This window comes from Ktedonospora formicarum, from assembly GCF_016587355.1.
Lineage (GTDB): Bacteria > Chloroflexota > Ktedonobacteria > Ktedonobacterales > Ktedonobacteraceae > Ktedonobacter > Ktedonobacter formicarum.
In genome coordinates this window covers 1,934,249-1,953,538 of sequence record NZ_BNJF01000001.1, presented here as the reverse complement: position 1 = coordinate 1,953,538, position 19,290 = coordinate 1,934,249, and the positions used below count along the sequence as shown (strand labels likewise).

At 52.7% G+C, this 19,290-nt stretch carries 16 protein-coding genes and 1 pseudogene; 12 read left to right on the top strand and 5 right to left on the bottom strand.

Translation table 11 applies throughout. The features are described from left to right. Positions 1-57: 57 nt before the first annotated feature. Both K3T82_RS08355 and K3T82_RS08350 read right to left on the bottom strand, forming a co-directional pair. Positions 58-495, bottom strand: coding sequence for an NUDIX hydrolase (locus tag K3T82_RS08355; RefSeq protein ID WP_220193023.1), 438 nt, complete (start codon positions 493-495; stop codon positions 58-60). A 35-nt stretch (positions 496-530) separates the two neighbouring features. Then, complete coding sequence (locus K3T82_RS08350; protein WP_220193022.1) at positions 531-1,400, bottom strand: DUF1028 domain-containing protein; 870 nt, start codon at positions 1,398-1,400, stop codon at positions 531-533. 384 nt (positions 1,401-1,784) lie between these two features. On the opposite strand from K3T82_RS08350, the gene K3T82_RS08345 reads away from it, so the two are divergent. The 4 genes from K3T82_RS08345 (at position 1,785) to K3T82_RS08330 (ending at position 6,245) form a co-directional block, all read left to right on the top strand. Then, positions 1,785-2,450 (top strand): sigma-70 family RNA polymerase sigma factor, encoded by a 666-nt coding sequence (locus K3T82_RS08345; RefSeq protein WP_220193021.1) that lies wholly within the window; start codon positions 1,785-1,787, stop codon positions 2,448-2,450. Then, entirely contained in the window at positions 2,431-3,627 is a 1,197-nt protein-coding gene (locus tag K3T82_RS08340) for a hypothetical protein (protein ID WP_220193020.1), read from the top strand. The genes K3T82_RS08345 and K3T82_RS08340 overlap by 20 nt, the downstream gene beginning before the upstream one ends. A 123-nt stretch (positions 3,628-3,750) precedes the next feature. After that, complete coding sequence (locus K3T82_RS08335; protein WP_236031262.1) at positions 3,751-5,490, top strand: ABC transporter substrate-binding protein; 1,740 nt, start codon at positions 3,751-3,753, stop codon at positions 5,488-5,490. 533 nt (positions 5,491-6,023) lie between these two features. Continuing rightward, positions 6,024-6,245 (top strand): helix-turn-helix domain-containing protein, encoded by a 222-nt coding sequence (locus K3T82_RS08330; protein ID WP_220193018.1) that lies wholly within the window; start codon positions 6,024-6,026, stop codon positions 6,243-6,245. Between the two features lie 210 nt (positions 6,246-6,455). Here the strand turns inward: K3T82_RS08330 and K3T82_RS08325 are convergent, their stop codons facing one another. The 3 genes from K3T82_RS08325 to K3T82_RS08315 all read right to left on the bottom strand — a co-directional run bounded on the left by K3T82_RS08325 (position 6,456) and on the right by K3T82_RS08315 (position 10,324). Then, positions 6,456-7,232 carry a Yip1 family protein gene (locus K3T82_RS08325; protein ID WP_220193017.1) on the bottom strand — a complete coding sequence of 259 codons (777 nt, stop codon included), beginning with the start codon at positions 7,230-7,232 and terminating at the stop codon, positions 6,456-6,458. Positions 7,233-7,538: 306 nt separating this feature from the next. Next, entirely contained in the window at positions 7,539-8,783 is a 1,245-nt protein-coding gene (locus K3T82_RS08320) for an MFS transporter (RefSeq protein ID WP_220193016.1), read from the bottom strand. 602 nt (positions 8,784-9,385) lie between these two features. Continuing rightward, entirely contained in the window at positions 9,386-10,324 is a 939-nt protein-coding gene (locus K3T82_RS08315) for a Yip1 family protein (protein ID WP_220193015.1), read from the bottom strand. A gap of 551 nt (positions 10,325-10,875) precedes the next feature. Here K3T82_RS08315 and K3T82_RS08310 point away from each other — a divergent pair. From K3T82_RS08310 to K3T82_RS49040, 8 genes and pseudogenes are all read left to right on the top strand, one after another. After that, positions 10,876-12,051 (top strand): 2-isopropylmalate synthase, encoded by a 1,176-nt coding sequence (locus tag K3T82_RS08310; RefSeq protein ID WP_220193014.1) that lies wholly within the window; start codon positions 10,876-10,878, stop codon positions 12,049-12,051. Positions 12,052-12,105: 54 nt separating this feature from the next. Next, positions 12,106-13,542, top strand: a complete 1,437-nt coding sequence (gene leuC, locus K3T82_RS08305) for a 3-isopropylmalate dehydratase large subunit (RefSeq protein ID WP_220193013.1) — start codon at positions 12,106-12,108, stop codon at positions 13,540-13,542. Between the two features lie 112 nt (positions 13,543-13,654). Then, a complete protein-coding gene (gene leuD / locus K3T82_RS08300) occupies positions 13,655-14,290 on the top strand; it encodes a 3-isopropylmalate dehydratase small subunit (protein WP_220193012.1) in 636 nt (211 codons plus the stop codon). Between the two features lie 163 nt (positions 14,291-14,453). Beyond that, positions 14,454-15,542: a pyruvate dehydrogenase (acetyl-transferring) E1 component subunit alpha gene (pdhA, locus tag K3T82_RS08295; protein ID WP_220193011.1), complete on the top strand. Its 1,089-nt coding sequence runs from the start codon at positions 14,454-14,456 to the stop codon at positions 15,540-15,542. Positions 15,543-15,548: 6 nt separating this feature from the next. Beyond that, on the top strand, positions 15,549-16,526 hold the full coding sequence (locus K3T82_RS08290) for an alpha-ketoacid dehydrogenase subunit beta (RefSeq protein ID WP_220193010.1): 978 nt from the start codon (positions 15,549-15,551) through the stop codon (positions 16,524-16,526). Positions 16,527-16,557: 31 nt separating this feature from the next. Further along, the gene (locus K3T82_RS08285; protein WP_220193009.1) at positions 16,558-17,820 is read left to right on the top strand and encodes a dihydrolipoamide acetyltransferase family protein; all 1,263 of its coding nucleotides are present in this window, start codon (positions 16,558-16,560) and stop codon (positions 17,818-17,820) included. Positions 17,821-17,841: 21 nt separating this feature from the next. Further along, on the top strand, positions 17,842-18,540 hold the full coding sequence (locus K3T82_RS08280) for an FAD-dependent oxidoreductase (protein ID WP_220193008.1): 699 nt from the start codon (positions 17,842-17,844) through the stop codon (positions 18,538-18,540). Then, a pseudogene (locus K3T82_RS49040) lies at positions 18,435-19,204 on the top strand (FAD-dependent oxidoreductase). The gene K3T82_RS08280 and the pseudogene K3T82_RS49040 overlap by 106 nt, the downstream one beginning before the upstream one ends. Positions 19,205-19,290 lie beyond the last annotated feature (86 nt).

The following is a 19,290-nucleotide window of genomic DNA, read 5'->3' as shown; positions in this document are numbered from 1 at the left end:
TATGTAAAAATCTTCGGGCTGGCTTTTCGTTTCGGACTGAGACGTCAGCTAGAGCGTTCAGGACCAACCAAAGCTATCGAACCATTTTCCTGCCTGAAAGTTCTCTATTGCCTGGCGGACGTAGGGAATGGTATTTTCTGGCAGGTTTTGAAGTGGATACCAGGCCAACTCATCGCATTTATGGGGCTCTTTGTTGCGTAGCTCCCCTTGCCACTCTCTTGCTGTAAGAAAGAAATCGATGCGTTCGCTTTTTGTCTTGCGATGCATGATCCCCACGACCTTCAAGTTTTCGCGTGTGATATCGATATTCGCTTCCTCATATGCTTCGCGCGCCATGGCTTGCATCACTTCTTCGCCCTTCTCTACATGCCCTGCGATAACGCTATAGTTTCCATCTTCATAGCCAGTATTGTTGCGTCTAAGAAGCAGAATTTCGTTATCTCGTAATAGCAAGAGGTGGACCGCGATCGGCATGGTATATCGTGTTCGGAACATGCTAGCTTCCTCGAAGATCAGGCTTTATTTTCTATCTAAGATGCGCTTTGTTCCTGTACCTTCTGGCGAAGAAAGTTGAGCACAACTGTGTCGAGGCGCTTGTCTTCAAACCAACGCTCTTCCAGGTTCTCACGTCCACTAAAGGCGCGGAAGGCTTCACGTGTTGTCTCGTCGTAGTGCTTGCTGGGTGTGTTATGGTAGTCGCCTGTGATGGTGAGTAGCTGCTGAAGTTCATATGCCAGGGAGGTATCGATTGTAAGAATGTCTTCAGGATTGGGAGGAAAGAGATAGAGCTTGTGGAGTTCGAGGAGTCGCTTAAGCTCTTCAATGGGAGTTTGATGGTCGTCGACCCTGAGATCAATAAAGCGGTCTGTATAGCCACCGTAGCCACCATGTTCCTTGACGACCAGGAGGGCCGCCGATTGTTGACCTCTGCCATCTCCTCCTGCTGCCTGTCCCGCTGCCAGAGCCGCCAGTAAACGATCACAGAGTAATCCCTGCGTCCCCTCAAAAGTGTGTGCCATGGTTTGAACAGTGTCTCCGCTGACCAGGATATTTCCCTGACAGGCGTAATGCTCCCCAACGAGTCCGCCAGCCCAATTGAAGCAACGCTTACCAGTAAAGGTTGTCGGCTTGCCTGTGAGCCCAATGATTCCTACTTGCCGGTCTGCCTGCCCCTCATCGTGCGCGAGCAAATAGTCTAATGTCTCTTCGGCTGAATGCCCGGCGGCGAGATGCTCCAATCCCCGAGGCCCATAGCTTGTATTGGCGAGCGCCTGGGTCGCTATCGCTCCTACTCCTGCTTTGGCCCAGGGGACGACCGCGCCCACTGAAAGAAATTTGGATTGTACCGCTATGCCAATTTCCCCACGTGTGAGGTCCCGCGCGACTATTGAGTAGGTCATATTACTGCCCTCCATGAGAAGAAGATGCCATTGTGACGGCATTATAACATGGAAAACTTGATCTGCCTATACGTCTGCTTGGTAAAGAAGCTCTTCCTTAGAATTGGTGAATAAGAGTGCGTAAATTTCGTAATTCGTCGTTAAATAGCTTGACATTTACCTATGTTTTGCGCAAAATGGTAAAAAGCCCCAAAATTATGAGAGATGCTTCCCCTGGGGAGGCGTATATCCTTTAAGGGGGATAACTCTCTTATGATGGGGTGTACCATTGATCAGTGTATCTCATTACTTTCCTCTAGGTGAGTTTCCGGCTTGGAGATCCAACAGCGGTGCTCAAGCTTGCCTGTAAGTAAGGAGATAGACACAGGTCTGCAAGGAGCAAAGATGGTGCGACATGATTGGTCAGATGATGACCTTGCGCGACGGTTGCATGACCGCGACCCGGAAGCGCTAGAAACCCTTATCACCCGTTATTCTCGCGAAGTGTTTTATTTTATCCGGGTAGTCCTCGATGGTATCGGGGTAGCCCAGGATGCGGAAGAATGTGTCAATGACCTGTTTATCGCTGTTTGGCAGGAAATCGATACATTTGATTCTAGCCGAGGTACATTGCGCACCTGGCTGACTATGCGAGCCAAATACATTGCTTTGGATCGCCGACGCCAGTTGTGTCGTCGACAAACGCATACTCTGCAATCCGCTGATGAAACTCGTCAATGGGGATCGGCAGAGGGGGGCGGGAGTCGCAAATTCTCTGGCTGGGGGTATGAGTCCGAGAGCCGTGTCGCTCTGCCTCCTCATCCCGAAGCCAGTATGGAAAATCTTTTGGAACAAAGCGAGAGACGCGAGGAACTGCGGCTCGCCTTGGCAACGCTGCCCGAACTAGACCGCTATCTGATCTATCAGCGTTACTTCAAGTTTGCCAGCACGGAGGAGTTGGCGAAGAAGACGGGGTTGACTCGTCACGCTGTTGATACTCGTCTGTGGAGGGCAAGAAAGAGTTTACGCGAGACGCTCAAGGAGCACGCGCATGAGTACGAGCGAATTTGATGGGTGCTTGCAAGATCCTGATGAAGATCCTTCTGCTCGCAGCTTGAGTAACGAAGGTCTTTTACCAGATGACTTCTCTGAAGATGATCTGGCGTTCGCACATGAGTTACAGGGCCTCTTCTCACCCGCTGATGAAGAACTTCCCCCTTACTTTGTGCAGACGCTGCTCGATGCAGAGAATGCTCAGTTTCGACCGGTGTCTCAAGGTTTTGAGCAACGGACGTATGCTCGTGTCTTTCGGCACCTGCACTTGCATCGCCAACTTTTTCGCTTTTCGCTCTGGCAATGGTTTGCGCAACTCTGGCCTATCCAACGTACATCTATCGCTGTAGCCTCGTCCTGCTTCATATTTATGCTGGCTACAATGGTCGCGACGAGTAATGCCTTTGCCTCTGGCATGACCTACCTGCTTGCTGGACCGCACACAGGTGTAGTGGAGACTCGTACGCTTCCAGATGCGTTAGATTCTGTGCGAGCGCCTCAACAACAGATGAGGGCAAAAGCTGAGAATGCTACCAAACAAATTAGTTTATTTGATACAGCCTCTCGGCTTCAATTTCCTTTCTACTGGCCGAGTTACCTTCCCACCAACTTTACCATGGAGGATGCCTACCTGATTCAAAACCAGGGGATGTTCTGGACCGATGGTCCGATCCTGCAACTTGTGAGTAATTACTCCGCCCCTGGTTTGAAGCCTCATGGTACTGGTAAGATTACTATCTGGGAGTTTAAGCCACGCGTGAAAGTGATCCAGAACGTCTCGCTTGGCTCCGCTCATGCATTACGTATTGGACCTGATGGACAGGCTGCTATCACTGTTGACGGTCAATGGGTCTATAACCTCAATAATCGCACTCATGAATGGGTACACAACGGCCAACTAGAGTTAATATACGAACACGATGGTGTCATCTTCTGGATTCAAGGCGATCAGCGCGATGGCGTCACTCAGGAGATCCTTGGTCAGATAGCTGTGCAACTCAGCGAATTTAGTGTGCAACGCATCTATCAGACGATGGGGCATGTGAATAGTATTCAGCAGAGCTCTGAGAGCCCTGCCTGGATGGTAAGAACCATGCTGGTTGATAATCCTGATGGCCCCACATTGTTAGTGCTACCGCCAGAGATGCCCCCTCAAGGAGGCGATAACACACGAGACAATCAGGCTACTCCTTGAGAATCGAGGTTATCCCTTATATGTTAATGGGTGTGATTCTTGTTAGCGTGTAAGGGATACTAAACCCGAATGGTTGTTATTGCGTGTTTTGTCCTGGGATATGGAAGGAGGTGGCTGGCGGTGATGCTCGGTGCTTTGACATCGCTTGCCGATCTCCGCAAGCACGTGCCTCTCTTATGCGTGCTTGGCTGCCTCTTGCTATTGTGTAATGCCTGCCTGTCTTCTGCATCATCCCCGCCTGCTCATTCCTCTCCCTGGATTGGCCCCTATTCTGTCCAACCCTTTTCCGGTTCTCAGCCCTCTGGTAATCTCGTCTTTGCGGACCTGCAATTTCCTATTACCGCGAATCCTCTCTTCGCTAGCTCCTCGCCGGATCTGGCACTTGATAGCATGCTCTGGGGACAGCCAGTCGTGTTTGATCAGCAATTTCATGTGCATGCCGATCAGTTGCTTGAGGTTCCTCTCCCCGAAAATGGAGGTGTGACGGATGGAGGGAAGACCATTACGATGCATCTGCGTCCTGATCTGCACTGGTCGGATGGTCAGCCCATTCAAGCCAGCGACTTTAAGTTCTGGTGGCAACTCAATCAGAACCAACAGACCGGCGCAACTGTGATTACTGGCTATGATCAGATTGCCAGTATTGACACACCAGATGCCTTCACTGTTGTATTGCATATGAAGCGTCCTTTTGGTCCCTATCTCTTTTATTTGCCATATGCCGCACCCGAACATGCCTGGGGTCACTTACAACCTATAGATCTGCAAAATATCGTGTCTGTGTTTCAAGCTCCCCAGGTGACCAGTGGCCCCTACCTGATATCACGTTTTGAGCCTGGTAAGAGCTATGTCTTAGCCCCGAACCTCAAGTATCGCTCAACGACCTTTCATGGTCCCTATCTTTCTCAGGTGACGTATCAGGTATATGGCTCGCCTCGGGCACTGGCGGAGGCTGCGCGTGCGGATACCGTGACCGTAGGGCAGGGTTATCAAGAGAGTGATTTGCCACTCTTACAAAAGCTGCCTCAACGTGTGAGGCTAGTGCAGGAGCCTACCGCGTCATATGCCCATCTTGATATTAACCAGTCACGTGCCGTATGGCAGGATGTGCGCCTACGCCAGGCGCTTCAGGCGGCTATAGATGTCTGCGGGCTCCTGCGTTCTGCTCTGGGACAGCCTGATTGCGGACGTCGTGTTAATCAGGTGGAGCCACGTCCCTCGCTTTTCTATGATGATGCAATACAGAATGCTACCTTTGATCCTGCGTATGCTCGCCAGTTGTTGGCCCAGGCGGGATGGCATCTACAGTCCGATGGATTGCTACATAAAGGTTCGCAGGTATTTCACGTGCGGCTTGCCACGACCGCGCATGATTCGGTACGCCTCGCGGTCTCAAAGGCGATACAGCATGATTTGCGTGCCGTGGGCATTCAGGTAGATATAGCGACTTATGACCTGGATACCTTCTTTGGTATATATACAAAAGGAGGCACGCTGGCAACAGGCGCTTTCGACCTGGCGCTCTTTACCTATTTCAATAGTCCAGATCCCGAGGATCAGTTGGGTGTTTTTCATTCTACGCAGATTCCTAGTGCTAGTCAGCCTGGATTAAGCAACTATGGGCGTGTACACGATCCACTTATCGATCAGGCCCTGGAGCAAGGAACGTCGACTGTTGATTTCTCTGCTCGCCTTCAGGCATATCAGCGTTTTCTCAAACAGGTAAGTGCGCAGGTGTATACCATCCCCTTATATAGTGAATCGAACATTCTCACCGTGGATCAGCGTGTGCGAAACGTATTTGCCAATGCTAACCCCTCACTCAACACCTGGAACATCGCCGACTGGTGGTTAACGGCCTGAGGCATCGATAGCCTGAGCTGTAGCAGGCATCAAGGCACAACGCCCCTCAATTTTCGCAAAACAAACGTACCAGGGAGAAAAATACTATCCAAATGTGTATCATTTTGGCCCGATTTGCGATATATATATCAGTGGAGAGTGTGATGGTTATCGCCCTCCATACGTCCTTTCCCAACAGGATCAGCATCCAATGGAAGACCCGGCATCAGTGAGGTCGTGCTCAAGCGCGCGGGATATGCTTTAGTGTTTCTCCTATGTTGCATGAGCGCGCCTGAAGGGCTGCATCTTTTTCCCAGCCTGATCCGTATATCAGATAGCTGAGAAAAAGCAAGCGGTGTTGATGGATATGGTTGTAAAGCGCATATCAGTTTCAGCGAGGTGCAAGTTGTTCATCTGGACAACGCTGCGTTTCATCTGGTATGCTATTTATCAGTTGGAGGAAATTGTCCGATGCGTGTTAATCACAGGCACGTTGAAGACCTTCGTTGGCAATGTCGACAGCGAAGCTACTTTCTACCTCAAAGGAGAGGCCAATGAAATCTGCTAAGGACAAAAGTTCGAAGGTTCGGGGTTTAATCAATGTACGTCATCTTCGTCAGCGTCAAGGAATTAGCCTCGGCCAATTAGCTAACCTCAGTGGTCTTCGTCGAGATACTATTACTTCTCTTGAAAATGGGCGCGTTGAGGCACAGCCTTATCATCTACGGATATTAGCTCGTGTACTTGGGGTTCCCGCTCTTGAACTGGTCTCCTGAGCAAGTGTGCTCGTTCCAACGAGTATAGTTTGCCAGGTTTGTCTCGACTATTACAAGCGTATAACATGAATGGGCATCTGAACGTTTTTTCCTTGTATTGTAGAAGGATGCCCAGGGTCTCATACATATATTCTTTGCCTCTATTTCCAGTCCGTGTGGCATTTCTCACGCCGGGCTAGAAATGGAGGCAGATTTTTTGCTTCTGTTGTGTTACGCGAGTCCACTGAGAGCATAAAGGCTTGCGAAAGCGCAGAGGGCGAAGACAAAGATAACGATAGTGGGGAGTATGAGCGCGCCCAGGGCTCGCCCCGTGCTCAATTGATGAACTGCTTTGAGGGCAAAGAAGGTTAAAACTAGCTGGTAGCAGCCGAAGAGAACAGTAATAATTAAGGTTATGGTGCCGTCAATAAAGGGCAGTGCTCCCAGGATGCTACCGATGATGCCCAGCGGAATCCAGTACAGTGTCGCGGCATAGTTCTGCTGAACAAAGAGTCCACGCCCTCCAAACATCCGAGAGCTCATGAAGAGAATACCTTGCCAGAAGAAGAAGGCTAGCGGAATAAGAATGATAATGGCTAGTGATGCAGCGATCTCGAGCACTCGCTGAGCCGTCGCTGGGACCGCGATGGTGCCTGCGCTAGCCGTTGTCAGGGTATTCAAGCCGCCTGAAAGCAGGAGTCCAACATAGGATAGGATACCAACAAGGATCGCGTAGGCTACGAGCTGTAGCCAGACGATATCCCATTGCCCTTGCCCCGCTTCCATGGCAAAGCGTTGTGTGCCTGGTCTGGTGAGTATGCGCAAGTACTTGCCTGGTAGCTGTTGAATGTCCTCTTTCAGAGGAATACTCGCGGGTATGGATGTACCATCGTGTGGGCTATACTGGTCTCTTGGCTGGCTATCTGGTGGAAGTGGATCATAAGGGGATTTCCCAAATGCAGGTTGATCCTGGTCGCCTAGGGCGCTATTCCTGGGATCTTGCTCCATGACTTTTTAACTCTCCTGGTACCGAAATATATCCTCCATATTGTAGCATGTTGGCCTGGCATGCGCATGAAATTTATGTGATCGACCAGGGATTTCAGTTCTAAGGGAACATCCCTTGTTACGTGCGTTTTCGCGTCGCTGGTACCTAATAGGGAAGGGAGAGAGGAGAAAAAGGGTGTCCTGTGGGAGGTATGATGTATCTCTCTTTTTATTGCGTCTGGCTCTATAAACAAACGGTCCCGGTGAGAGCCGCCATGCGATATGGCAGGCTCACCGAGACCGTGAGCGGACAGGCGAAGATTACGCTCATCCCGAGCGTGAGCGCGAGCGAAGGAGGTAGAACGCTCCTAGTGCACAGAGGACGATCACACCCGCCGCTGTAATACAAGTGGCGGCGGCACGAATTCCAAGCCCGGCAGCCACCGAGGCAGCAAGCAGGTTGGCAGCCAGTTGACCAATGTAACTGCGCCGACCATAGATGCTGTAGAGACGTCCCAGCAACTCGTTGGGTGCTCCCTCCACAACAATGACCCTCGCCGAGTTCGCGATAGCACTCCCGCCTATAGAAGCAATGCCCAGGCAGACCATCGACACAGGCGGCGAGAATGAGGCCCCATAGAGCGTGAGGAACGAGGCGTTCCACACACACCATGCCAGCAACCATCTTACGGTTGCGCGTGTCTTCACCAGCGAAAGCACAAGTGAGCCTACCAGAGCACCAATCGCGTTGGCCAGCGCGAGCATGGTGTACGCATTCTCTCCACCGAGCAAGTGATACCCGATGAGCGGTTGCAGTACAAGGCCATTGAAGCAGAAGATGCAGACAGTCCCGTACACAAGCAACGCCCACCTGGCATCAGAGCGTTCAGGGTGCTTAATGTACTCCCACGCGGCGCTCATAGGCGCTTCATCTCCCTTGGGAAGTGGCTTTTCCCGCCCGGCCTTTGCACCGAACAGGACGAGCAGCATCAGGAGAAAGCTTGCCCCGTTGAACGCGAAGAGCAAATCGTAGCTCTTCGAGGCCAACCAGCTACTGAGGGCACTCCCTAGAACCTGCCCGGCGTTCGAAACCATCCCGTTGACGTACTGAGCGTTCACGAGCACCCTGGGAGAGACCATCTCCTGGACGAACGCGGATTCAGCGGTGGTCAGTACACCAGTCGTCAGACCGATGACCACTTGCAGTGCGTACAGCTTTAGCCACCACAGTGGGTGATCGTGCTGCAACTGATGGTCGTGCTGCAACCACCAGAGTACGAATGAGAGCCCCATAAGGCTCCCGTTCGCAGCCAGAAGCAGATTTCGCCTCGCGAGTTTGTCCGCGAGGCGACCGCTCAGGGGGGCCACCACCCTTTGCGGTACGTATATTAGCATGACCGCGCACACCAGGGCCATTAGGCTGTGGCCGCGATATGCTACCAGGTTGATCCCGATGACTAGCGCCATGTTGCCCGCCTGAGACACGAATTGTGCCCCCGCGAGCAGAGCAAACGAGTGATCTCGTAGGCTTTCTGGAACCTTCAACCCCACCACACCCACCACACCCACCACACCCACTACTCCACGTATTGCCCGGTCCCTTACTTGCTTACCTGAGAGGCACTACTCTCTCTTTTTCTAGCCTATCCTCTTTCCCTTGCGCATGGCTTTCCTCTCGCCTTTGGATGAGCCAATCGTCGCCAGTCGCTCCCTAGATGGTTCGCTGTCTATGCTGCCGCAGAGGGAAATTTGTTTCCCTCGCGCGAGACACAGACCAGGTGTTCTCTCTCATCAGAGAAACCTGATAGGTTCCCTCGCCTATGCCCCGTGATACCCTCTGCAAGCAATGACTCTGCGAGCTGGCAATAGACTGAACAAGCATCGGGGGAACTGAACCATACCTAAGAGTTTCATGTATCTTCCATCATACCCAATTCTCTTCCGCCAGATGGTCAGATGTTGTCCCTTTCTACCCCCAGATTTCATTAACCTGATGGTAGATTAGCGTTGCGGGCCGAGGCAATGACGGGAGGAGAACTAGATAGCCCTGCGTGATTGGCAGTCCGATGTGCAATCTCATTCTCTCGCGAATCCAGCCTTTATGATGATTTGTGGAGACAGAAGTGAAAGAGTCAACATGCCCATGTTGACTCTTCCACTTCTGTCTCCATCGATCAATTGTTGAGCATGGGCATATTCATGATGATAATGATTACGATAACAAAGCCAAGCACGAATCCCAGCACGGTCCATAGCGCCAGGGGAAGGAGGACTACGCCCAGTGCTTTCCCGATACTTAGACGATGGACCGCCTGGGTCGAGAAGATCCGCAGAATGTAGAGATAAATGCCAACGAACATTGATAATAGGTATCCTAACACACCGCCAATAATGGGGAGTGTGAAGATAATTCCCAGGAGTAGCTGAGTCGGGAGGGTATAGAGCATGTTGGTATACACCTGCTGAAGGAAGGTTCCGCGCCCCTTAAACATTTTGGCGAACAGGAAGTAAATGCCTTCTCCTATGAGAAACGCAATGCCTGTGAAGATGCCACTCCATTGCTGTATCTGGTGTATAGTTGCGTTGAGTTCGGTAATACTACTGGTTGTTGGGGTCTGGTAACGCATGCTAGATTGAGAAAGCCAGCTGGTCAGATTCAGCAGGGAGCCAGGGATGTAGGGTTGCACGAATTGGAGTACGCCGTAGATCACTGAGGTTGTAAGGATGACTATCCATAAAAGGCCCCAACTGGCCTTCCCTTTCTCTTCAAGGAACTTCGTCTGAGAAGGTTTCCAGATAGTCTTCCACCACTGGCTCGGTAACTGGCGCAAACCTTCACGTATGGATAATGGCGTGGCTGGTGGTTCTACATCGTTACCGCTAGCTGTAGAGAAGGAAGGATAAGAAGATATTGGAGTGGGGAATTGCCCCGCGCTAGAGTATTGGTAGGTGCTATTAGAAGGTAGTGGCGTGTAGCCTCCTACTTCACCGTATCCAGCATACTCAGTGTAGGTCGGCTCTACCTGTGGAGCGGCACTATATTCTCCTGGTTGCCTGTTATCCCCCGATTCCTGATACATTTGTTTATGACGTCCTTTCTGTGTTGTGTCCATGTTCTCCCTATATTAATACGTAGTAAATGTGTAGGTAGCAAACTGTTAGATTGCCCCTTTTTTGGGAGATGGATCGATGCTTGCAGTATTATATCTCTCCTGCGTATAATGGCTACAGAATATGTCGTTGGGATACTTATGCAAGTATCTTTTCACATTGTTGTGGTATGGCGAAACGATGGGGTTTCGGTTTTTCTCTTTAAGCACTTGTGCGCGGATATCAACGCTGATAACTGCTTTACTGCCCGTTCTGCTGTCTCTGAGATGACCGCCCCCAATGTTGTCTACCTCACTATGTGCCGCATATTGGTGCCTACCTGTGGATGCGGTTGCCTGTGGCACAATAGAAGTAGGAGAGAACATATTGACTTAGGCCTTACACGAAAATCAATGCCTCTTGCGCTCTATAAATTTGTTTTTCGTGTAAAGAATCAAAAGCATTTCTCGCTTTTTATGGGCCATTAGTTGTAGCATGCTTCGATATTTTTAGCCTCGTTCTTCGTATTGGTCTGGTTGAATGGTTCGTCTTTCAGCACAAAGGAGTGACTTGTATGACTACAGAACCACGCATCATCAAGTTCTACGAGACGACGCTTCGCGATGGCGAACAAACTCCTGGCGTGAACTACTTTCCTGAAGAGAAGCTCGCCATTGCTCAGGCGCTTGCCAACATGGGCTTTGATACCATCGATTGTGGCTTCCCCATTTCTTCCCCCGGCGAATTTGAGGCCGTACGTTTAATCGCTTCTAAGGTTGAGAACGCAGAGATATGCGCGATTGGACGCGCGAACTTTGCCGATATCGATGCGGCCTGGGAGGCGGTTAAGATCGCTGCCCATCCCGTGATCGAACCCTTTATTAGTGTGTCACCTCTCCATCGGAAAGTGAAGCTGGGCAAGACACGCGAAGAAGTGCTTGAAATGGCACGAACGGCTGTAGCCCATGCCCGTGAATACACCGAGAACGTTGACTTCGCTCTTGAGGATACCACACGCACTGAGCCGGACTTTATTCTCGAAGTCTGCGCGGCTCTGCTGCGGGAAGGTGTGCGCTTTGTGACTCTCTGCGACACAGTCGGAATCTCTCTTCCCTGGGAGTTCGGCAAGCTGGTTGCTGATGTCAGGCGCGAGTTCCCCGGTATCCGCATCTCTGCCCATTGTCATGATGATTTGGGTATGGCTGTTGCCAATGCTATGGAGGGCGTGCGCAACGGTGCCGAACGCGTCGATTGCAGCTTTAACGGTCTGGGAGAGCGCGCGGGAAATGCCGCGACCGAAGAACTGGTTATGGTCATTCATACGCGCTCTAATGATCTTGGCATGGCGGTCAATGTGGATACTACGAAGATTATTCCTACCAGTCATCTCATCGGGCGCTATTCAGGCATGCAGGTGCAGTGGACCAAGAGCGTTGTGGGTAAGAATGCCTTCGCGCATGGTGGTGGTATCCATCAGGATGGTGTTTTAAAGGATGCTCGCACGTATGAGATCATGACACCTGAATCTATTGGCCTGAACGCGGCTGATCGACGCATTTATGTGGGCAAGCTCTCGGGTCGTGCCGCCCTCTCCGCGCAGATGCATGAGCTTGGTTATGAGCTTGAGAAAGAGCAGCTTGATCAGGCTTTCCAGATGGCGAAGCTCTTGCTGGGCAAGAAGAAAACGCTTGAGGAGCTTGATATGCGCTATATTGCTGAGGCTGCCCAGGGCAAGACCTATACTGCTTAGATCATTCCCCACTTGTAGCGAGTCCTTTACAAGCATTCAAATGGAGACGCTGTTATGTCACAAGACCTCGGGCCACAGGCAACAGGGCCAAAAACTATGTTTGATAAGATCTGGGATGCACATGTAGTAAGGGATGTGGTGGGGGAGTCAACGATGCTCTATATCGATCGGCACCTTGTCCATGAAGCGACCTCGCCCCAGGCGTTCGCCGGGCTACGCGATTCGGGACGGCCCGTACGCCGTCCTGATGCGACCGTAGCGGTGCTTGACCATAATGTTCCTACCGTCACAGGGCGCAAGATGTTGGATGTTGTCGATAACGAGAGTACCCTCTGTATTACGACGCTGGAGCAGAACGCGCGCGATTTTGGCCTGACACTCTTTGATATGCAGGATGCACACCAGGGAATTGTGCATATTATTGGTCCTGAACTGGGCCTGACATTGCCTGGAATGACACTGGTGTGCGGTGATTCGCATACCTCGACGCATGGTGCGCTGGGAGTATTTGCCATTGGTATTGGTACCAGTGAGGTTGAGCATGTTCTGGCGACGCAGTGCCTCTTGCAGAAGAAGCCCAAAACCATGAATATTCGCATCGAAGGTCAGGTTGCTCCCGAAGTGACGGCGAAGGATATCGCGTTATATGTGATTGGTCAACTTGGTACGGGCGTGGGCACTGGACATGTTATCGAGTTCACTGGCTCCACAGTGCGTTCGCTTTCAATGGAAGGGCGTATGACGCTCTGTAATCTGGCTATTGAGGCAGGCGCGCGTGCTGGGATGGTTGCGCCGGATGAGACAACGTTCAACTACATCAAGGGACGGCTCTACGCGCCCAAAGGCGAACTCTTTGAGCAGGCGGTCGCATCCTGGCGACAATTGGCTTCTGATCCTGGAGCCTCCTTTGATGCTACCTATGAGGTGAACGTAGAGGGGTTGGCACCCCAGGTAACCTGGGGTACGAATCCTGGCATGGTGGTTGAGGTCACCGATGTGGTTCCTAATCCCGCGCGTGAGACCGATCCTGTGAAGCGACAGGCGATGGAGCGTGCGCTGACGTATATGAATCTTCAACCGGGCGAACGACTAACCAATATCAAGCTTGATACAGTCTTCATCGGCTCATGTACAAACTCGCGCCTGGAAGATCTGCGTATGGCCGCTCAGTATGTTAGAGGTCGCCATGTCGCATCCCATGTACGCGCTCTGGTTGTTCCTGGCTCAATGCAGGTACGCCGTCAGGCCGAAGAAGAGGGGCTAGCTGATATCTTCCGAGAGGCTGGTTTCGAGTGGCGAGAGGCTGGTTGTAGTATGTGTATCGCGATGAACGGTGACCGCCTGAGCGAAGGTGAGCGCTGTGCCAGCACCTCGAATCGCAATTTCGAGGGACGGCAGGGACGAGGCGGACGAACACATCTTGTTAGCCCAGCCATGGCCGCAGCCGCAGCGTGTGCGGGCCATTTTGTCGATATTCGCGAGCAGCATTGATACATCCAACCCTCATGCGGAGGCATGGTGCGAGCCGCTGTTAAGGCGGTGTTGGTGTTCGTAGAAATTTGAACGCTCTCAAGTGTTCGAGAGGTATTGATAGAGGAGTTTTATGGAACCCTTTACCACCCTGACGGGGCTGGTGGCCCCTTTGGATCGAACCAATGTCAATACAGACGAGATTTCGCCAGCGCGCTTTCTGAAGACGATTCGTCGCACTGGTTTTGCGCATGTGCTCTTTGCAAACTGGCGCTACCTGGGTGATGATAAGTCTCCTAATCCTGATTTCGTGCTCAACCAGCCACGCTATCAGGGAGCCAGTATCCTGCTGAGTGATGATAACTTCGGGTGTGGTTCGTCGCGCGAGCACGCTCCCTGGGCCATTCGCGAATATGGTTTTCGCTGCCTGATCGCGCCGAGCTTTGCTGATATCTTCTATAACAACTGCTTTAATAATGGTATGTTGCCTATTACCTTTGATCCGGCGACTGTGCATCAACTCTTTGCCGAAGTTGAGGTTCAGGAGGGCTATACGTTGAGCGTGGATTTGGCAACGCAGAGTGTGACGAAGCCTGATGGTAGTGTGCTCCATTTCGAGATCGACGCCTTCAAAAGGCATGCTCTACTCAATGGCCTGGATAATGTTGGCTGGTCCCTCTCACATAGGGATGATATCGCTAACTATGAACAACAGAGACGGTTGGAGGCTCCCTGGCTCTTTGCCACACAGACCAGTTCTCCTTCTTGATCTTTTCGGTCGCGCACTGGTGTCCCTCCCTATTGGCGCTACTCACCAGTGCGCTTTTCGCACTTTTCTCTATTTATTCCTTACCGCGAGAGCGAGGTTGTTTTGCGCATAAGATCTGAAATCCTTGCTTGCTTTGTGCCGCTTTATTCAGAAGGAGTATGCTGTGTCAACGCAACAGATAGATGCCACTATGGTTCCCTACCAGGTGCTCAATGAAGAGGGGAGACTGGTTGGCCCGTTGCCCGATATGGGCGCTTCCGCAGGTGATACCAGCATGTATTTCTATCGTACGATGAGCCTTGCGCGGGCCTTTTCTAATAAGATCATTGCCCTCCAGCGCCAGGGGCGTGCCACCACCTTTGGTTCGCTCGTAGGGCAGGAGGCGACCGCGATTGGGCTTGCTGCACCATTGCAAGCTCAGGACTGGCTGGCGACCTCGTATCGAGAAATTGGCTCACATATCATTAAGGGTGTGCCGTTGACGACGCTGATCTACTCCTTTCGCGGCTTTACCCCCACCTACCCTCAAGGTGTTAACTGCCTGCCCATTCAGATTGTAATTGGTACCCAGATGCTCCATGCCGTGGGGCTTGCGATGGGCGCGAAGCTTTCAGGAGAGCCAGCCGTTGCGGTAGGGGTATGTGGGGATGGCGCGACTTCCGAGGGCGACTTCAGTGAAGCGCTCAACTTCGCGGGTGTCTATAAAGCTCCAGTGGTGCTGGTGGTACAGAATAATGGCTGGGCTATCAGTGTGCCGCGTAAGCGTCAATCGGCAGCGACTACCCTGGCGGTGCGTGGTGTGGGGTTTGGTTTGCCCTCGCGTTTGGTTGACGGCAACGATATATTCGCGGTCTATGCTGTCATGCGCGAGGCTGTTGAGCGAGCGCGAGCGGGAGATGGCCCAACCCTCGTTGAGGCGCTGACCTATCGCATTGGCGCGCATACCACCGCTGACGACCCAACGCGCTACCGTGATGAGCAGGAGGTTGAGGCGTGGCGAGCGAAAGATCCACTAGCTCGCTTGCGTCGTTATCTGCTGGCCGAAGGCTTGCTCACAGAAGAGAGCGACCGTGAGCTACAGGCTTCGGTTGAAGAAGAGGTAAATGAGGCCGCCAGTGAAGCCCTTGCCATGCCACCTAACGCACCTGACTCCTTCTTTGCGTGGGCAAGCGAAAACCCTTCGCCACGTCTCCAGGCGCAGCATACGGAGATGTTGCGCGCGCTCCGTCAGTCACAGGATGAAAGGGAGTAACCAGTCATGCAGATGACCATGATCGAGGCTCTGAATAATGCGCTCTCTCTCGAATTGGAGCGGGACAAACGCACGATTTTATTGGGCCAGGATATCGGGGCCAATGGGGGAGTCTTTCGCGTCACAGAGCACTTGCAGCGCCGCTTTGGTGAGCAACGGGTCTTCGATACACCTCTTTCGGAATCGGCTATCATCGGAAGCTCGGTGGGGATGGTGGTCTATGGGATGCGTCCTATTGCTGAGATTCAGTTCGCTGGCTTTCTCTATCTGTGTATGAGCCAGTTGGTGACGCAGGCTGCGCGCATGCGCTTCCGCTCTGCGGGCGTTTATACATGCCCTCTGGTCGTGCGTGCCCCCTATGGTGGTGGTGTACGCACTCCTGAACTGCATTCCGATAGCCTTGAAGGCATCTTTATGCAGACGCCTGGCCTCAAGGTCGTGTTGCCCTCCACACCCTATGATGCTAAGGGGTTACTGGCCTCCGCCGTAGCCGACCCCGACCCTGTGCTTTTTCTTGAGAATATCAAGCTCTATCGCTCGTTTCGCCAGGAGACGCCCGAGGAGCATTATACTCTCCCGCTGGGAAAGGCTAATATCGTGCAGGAAGGACATGACGTCAGCCTGATTGCCTACGGCGCGATGGTATCCGTGGCGCGCGAGGCCGCCCAGCGTGCTCAGGATGAGTTAGGTGCCAGCATTGAGATTATCGATCTGCGTACTATCTGGCCTCTCGATGAAGCTGCCATTATCGCCTCAGTTGAGAAAACCGGGCGCGCGGTTATTGTTCATGAGGCTCCCCGAGCGGGAGGCGTAGGCGCGGAAGTCGTTTCGATTATCAATGATCATTGCCTCTATTCGCTGCTCAAGCCGGTTGAGCGTGTGACGGGCTATGATACCCCTTATCCCGTGCCTGGGCAGGAAGATTTTTACCTGCCAACACCGGCCCGTGTTTTCGATGCGCTCAAGCGCGTGTTTGAGCCGTAGTGGCCTTAGCGTTATTTGGGAGAGATACACTATGGAGGAATTTCGCTTACCTGACCTTGGCGAGGGGATGCAGGAGGCCGAGATCATACGCTGGCTGGTACAGCCCGGTGAAACCATAAAGCAAGATCAGCCAATGGTGCAGGTCGAGACCGATAAGGCCGTGATAGATATTCCCGCTCCGGTGGCTGGTCGTGTCGCGTCGATTCATGTGCCAGGCGGACAGGCCGCGAAAGTAGGTGAATTGCTTATCTCATTTGAGCCAGCAGAAGGGGGGCCTGCGAAGACTCGTCCAGAGCGTAGTAGCCCGCATAATGGCTCACATGCTATCTCAGGTAAGAGAAGTACGGCGCGGACAAGCGTTATTTCGGAGGCTCGTACTACGTCACCGCCTAATGGCAGTCGGGTGCTTGCCTCGCCCGCCGTACGTAAACGGGCTTTTGAGCTTCAGGTGGACCTGGCGCGAGTTCCCGCCTCAGCCTCAGGACGTGTGACCATGCCCGATCTTGAGCGCTTCATCGCGCAGCCTCCTGAGCCTGACACTGAGAGCGTATCCCATGTGTCGAAGGTGATACCTGCTGTCGCCTCTGCAGAGATAGAAGAACGCCAGCCTTTGACCGGATTGCGTAAGCGAATCGCGGAGCGTATGGAGCTTTCCTGGCGCACTATACCGCACGCTACGGCCTTTGATGAGGTAGACTGTACCGCTTTGGTGGAACTACGTGCCTCGCTCAAGCCTGTCGCTGAGCAGCGAGGCCTGCGTTTTACTTATATGCCTCTACTGATCAAGCTACTTGTGCCTGTGTTGAAAGAGTATCCGATCTTTAACGCCAGCCTGGACGAGGAGCGGCGCGAGATCATCTATAAGCGCGCCTATCATATTGGGGTTGCCGCTGATTCGCCTGAGGGGCTTCTTGTTCCTGTATTGCGTGATGCGGACAAACTGACGCTTTCTCAGATAGCTCAGAAATTAGAGCATCTGATCCAGGGAGCTCAGAAGCGAACGCTCGCACTCCCCGAGCTCACGGGTAGCACCTTTACCCTCAACAACGTAGGTGGTTTTGGTGGCAGTAGCGGTACACCCATTATCAATTATCCAGAGGCCGCAATCCTGGCTGTGGGACGCCTTCAAGATAAGCTTGTGCTGGTGAATGGCGAGGTGCATACGCGCCCGAGTATGCCACTGGCCCTCTCTTTCGATCATCGCCTGATTGATGGTGCTCAGGCTGGTCGCTTCCTGGCTCGCTTCAAAGCTCTGGTTGAGCAACCACAACGCTTGCTATTGGATTTGGTCTAGTCGCTAGAAAGAGGCAATCCTATGGTTGTTGGTGATGTAACTACAGCGGTCGATGTGCTGGTATTGGGCGCTGGCCCAGGTGGCTATGTCGCTGCCATCCGCGCCGCCCAGTATGGACATCATGTGACGCTGGTGGACCCTGGAGATGCGGGTGGCACCTGTCTCAATCGCGGCTGCATTCCTTTGAAGGCACTGCTTTCAGCCAGCGAGCGTTATCATCAGGCTCAACCAGCTGAGCTGGCTTCACTAGGTATCCACACGGAGTCCGTAACCTTCGATTGGCCCAGTATGCAGCGCTGGAAGCAGAGTGTGGTTGAGCGCCTCTCTAATGGAGTGCGCCAGTTGCTCGCGGGGAACCGTATCGAACTGGTGACAGGTACGGGCTGGTTTATCAATGAGCGCGAAGTGCGAGTCGAGGGTGTGCATGGTTCGCACCGTTTCAAGTTCGAGCACTGTATCATCGCCACTGGGGCTACCCCTACCGTGATCAGCGATCTACCCTACGATGGGCGTGATGTGCTCTCACCTGAGCAGGCCCTCGCGCTTCCTGAACTGCCATCCGAATTGGTGATTGCGGGGATGACTACATTGCCCTCGAACTGGCGACCCTCTTCGTGCGCCTGGGAGTACGTGTCACCCTCTATACGCCAACTGAGCGTCTCTTCGATCACGGTGAACCTGTCCTGCAACGTCTGCTCCAGGCTGGTCTGCGTAAATTAGGGGTTCAGGTTAAGAGCAAAGTGAAGCCTGCGGATATTGAGAAGCGCCCCCTGCTGCTTTCAGCGGGCGTTACACCTCGCGTTGCGGATTTGCACCTTGAGAACGCGCGTGTGCGCCTGAATGATTCGGGTGGTATCGCCGTCGATTCGATGCTTAAGGCCAGCACCGAGCGTATCTATGCCATTGGTGATTGCACTGGTACCTCTGCGCTTGCCAGTGTAGCGATGAAGCAGGGCAAGATTGCCGCTGAGGTGCTTTCCGGACAGCGCGTACAATTCGCTCCTCTCGTAATTCCCTCTGTAGTTCATACTATGCCAGAGTTTGCGACAGTTGGTTTGACTCTAGAGGAGGCTGTGCAGGCGGGTTATACTACCAAAAGCGCTCGTTTCCCCTTTGCAGCCAATGGGCGAGCCCTGACCCTGGCTTCTGATACTGGCTCGGCTCTAGTTGTCGCGAACTCTGATGATGTCTTGCTGGGGCGACGGTAATTGGTCCACGTGCGGGTGAACTAATAGGGCAGGTGACTCTGGCTATCGAGATGGGGGCCACGCTGACCGACCTCTCGGAGATTATCTACACACATCCCGGTCTGAGCGAAGTTCTGTTAGAGAGCGCGGATGGTGCGCTCGGACACGCCATTCATATGTTGAACAAAGGAATATGAGAATAGACGACATTCAGAGGCTCTAGTTGGCATTGTAGAAATTTGCTCCCTTGCGACTTCCAATTGCAGTCTTTATAATGGAGTAA

Bases quoted from the DNA above. Each gene is read 5' to 3' on its own strand.
- K3T82_RS08325 (WP_220193017.1), bottom strand. From the start codon at position 7,232: ATGGAGCAAGATCCCAGGAATAGCGCCCTAGGCGACCAGGATCAACCT.
- K3T82_RS08315 (WP_220193015.1), bottom strand. From the start codon at position 10,324: ATGGACACAACACAGAAAGGACGTCATAAACAAATGTATCAGGAATCG.
- K3T82_RS08310 (WP_220193014.1), top strand. From the start codon at position 10,876: ATGACTACAGAACCACGCATCATCAAGTTCTACGAGACGACGCTTCGC.
- leuC (WP_220193013.1), top strand. From the start codon at position 12,106: ATGTCACAAGACCTCGGGCCACAGGCAACAGGGCCAAAAACTATGTTT.
- K3T82_RS08280 (WP_220193008.1), top strand. From the start codon at position 17,842: ATGGTTGTTGGTGATGTAACTACAGCGGTCGATGTGCTGGTATTGGGC.
- K3T82_RS08290 (WP_220193010.1), top strand. From the start codon at position 15,549: ATGCAGATGACCATGATCGAGGCTCTGAATAATGCGCTCTCTCTCGAA.
- K3T82_RS08350 (WP_220193022.1), bottom strand. From the start codon at position 1,400: ATGACCTACTCAATAGTCGCGCGGGACCTCACACGTGGGGAAATTGGC.
- K3T82_RS08340 (WP_220193020.1), top strand. From the start codon at position 2,431: ATGAGTACGAGCGAATTTGATGGGTGCTTGCAAGATCCTGATGAAGAT.
- leuD (WP_220193012.1), top strand. From the start codon at position 13,655: ATGGAACCCTTTACCACCCTGACGGGGCTGGTGGCCCCTTTGGATCGA.
- K3T82_RS08285 (WP_220193009.1), top strand. From the start codon at position 16,558: ATGGAGGAATTTCGCTTACCTGACCTTGGCGAGGGGATGCAGGAGGCC.
- K3T82_RS08355 (WP_220193023.1), bottom strand. From the start codon at position 495: ATGTTCCGAACACGATATACCATGCCGATCGCGGTCCACCTCTTGCTA.
- K3T82_RS08345 (WP_220193021.1), top strand. From the start codon at position 1,785: ATGGTGCGACATGATTGGTCAGATGATGACCTTGCGCGACGGTTGCAT.
- K3T82_RS08330 (WP_220193018.1), top strand. From the start codon at position 6,024: ATGAAATCTGCTAAGGACAAAAGTTCGAAGGTTCGGGGTTTAATCAAT.
- K3T82_RS08335 (WP_236031262.1), top strand. From the start codon at position 3,751: ATGCTCGGTGCTTTGACATCGCTTGCCGATCTCCGCAAGCACGTGCCT.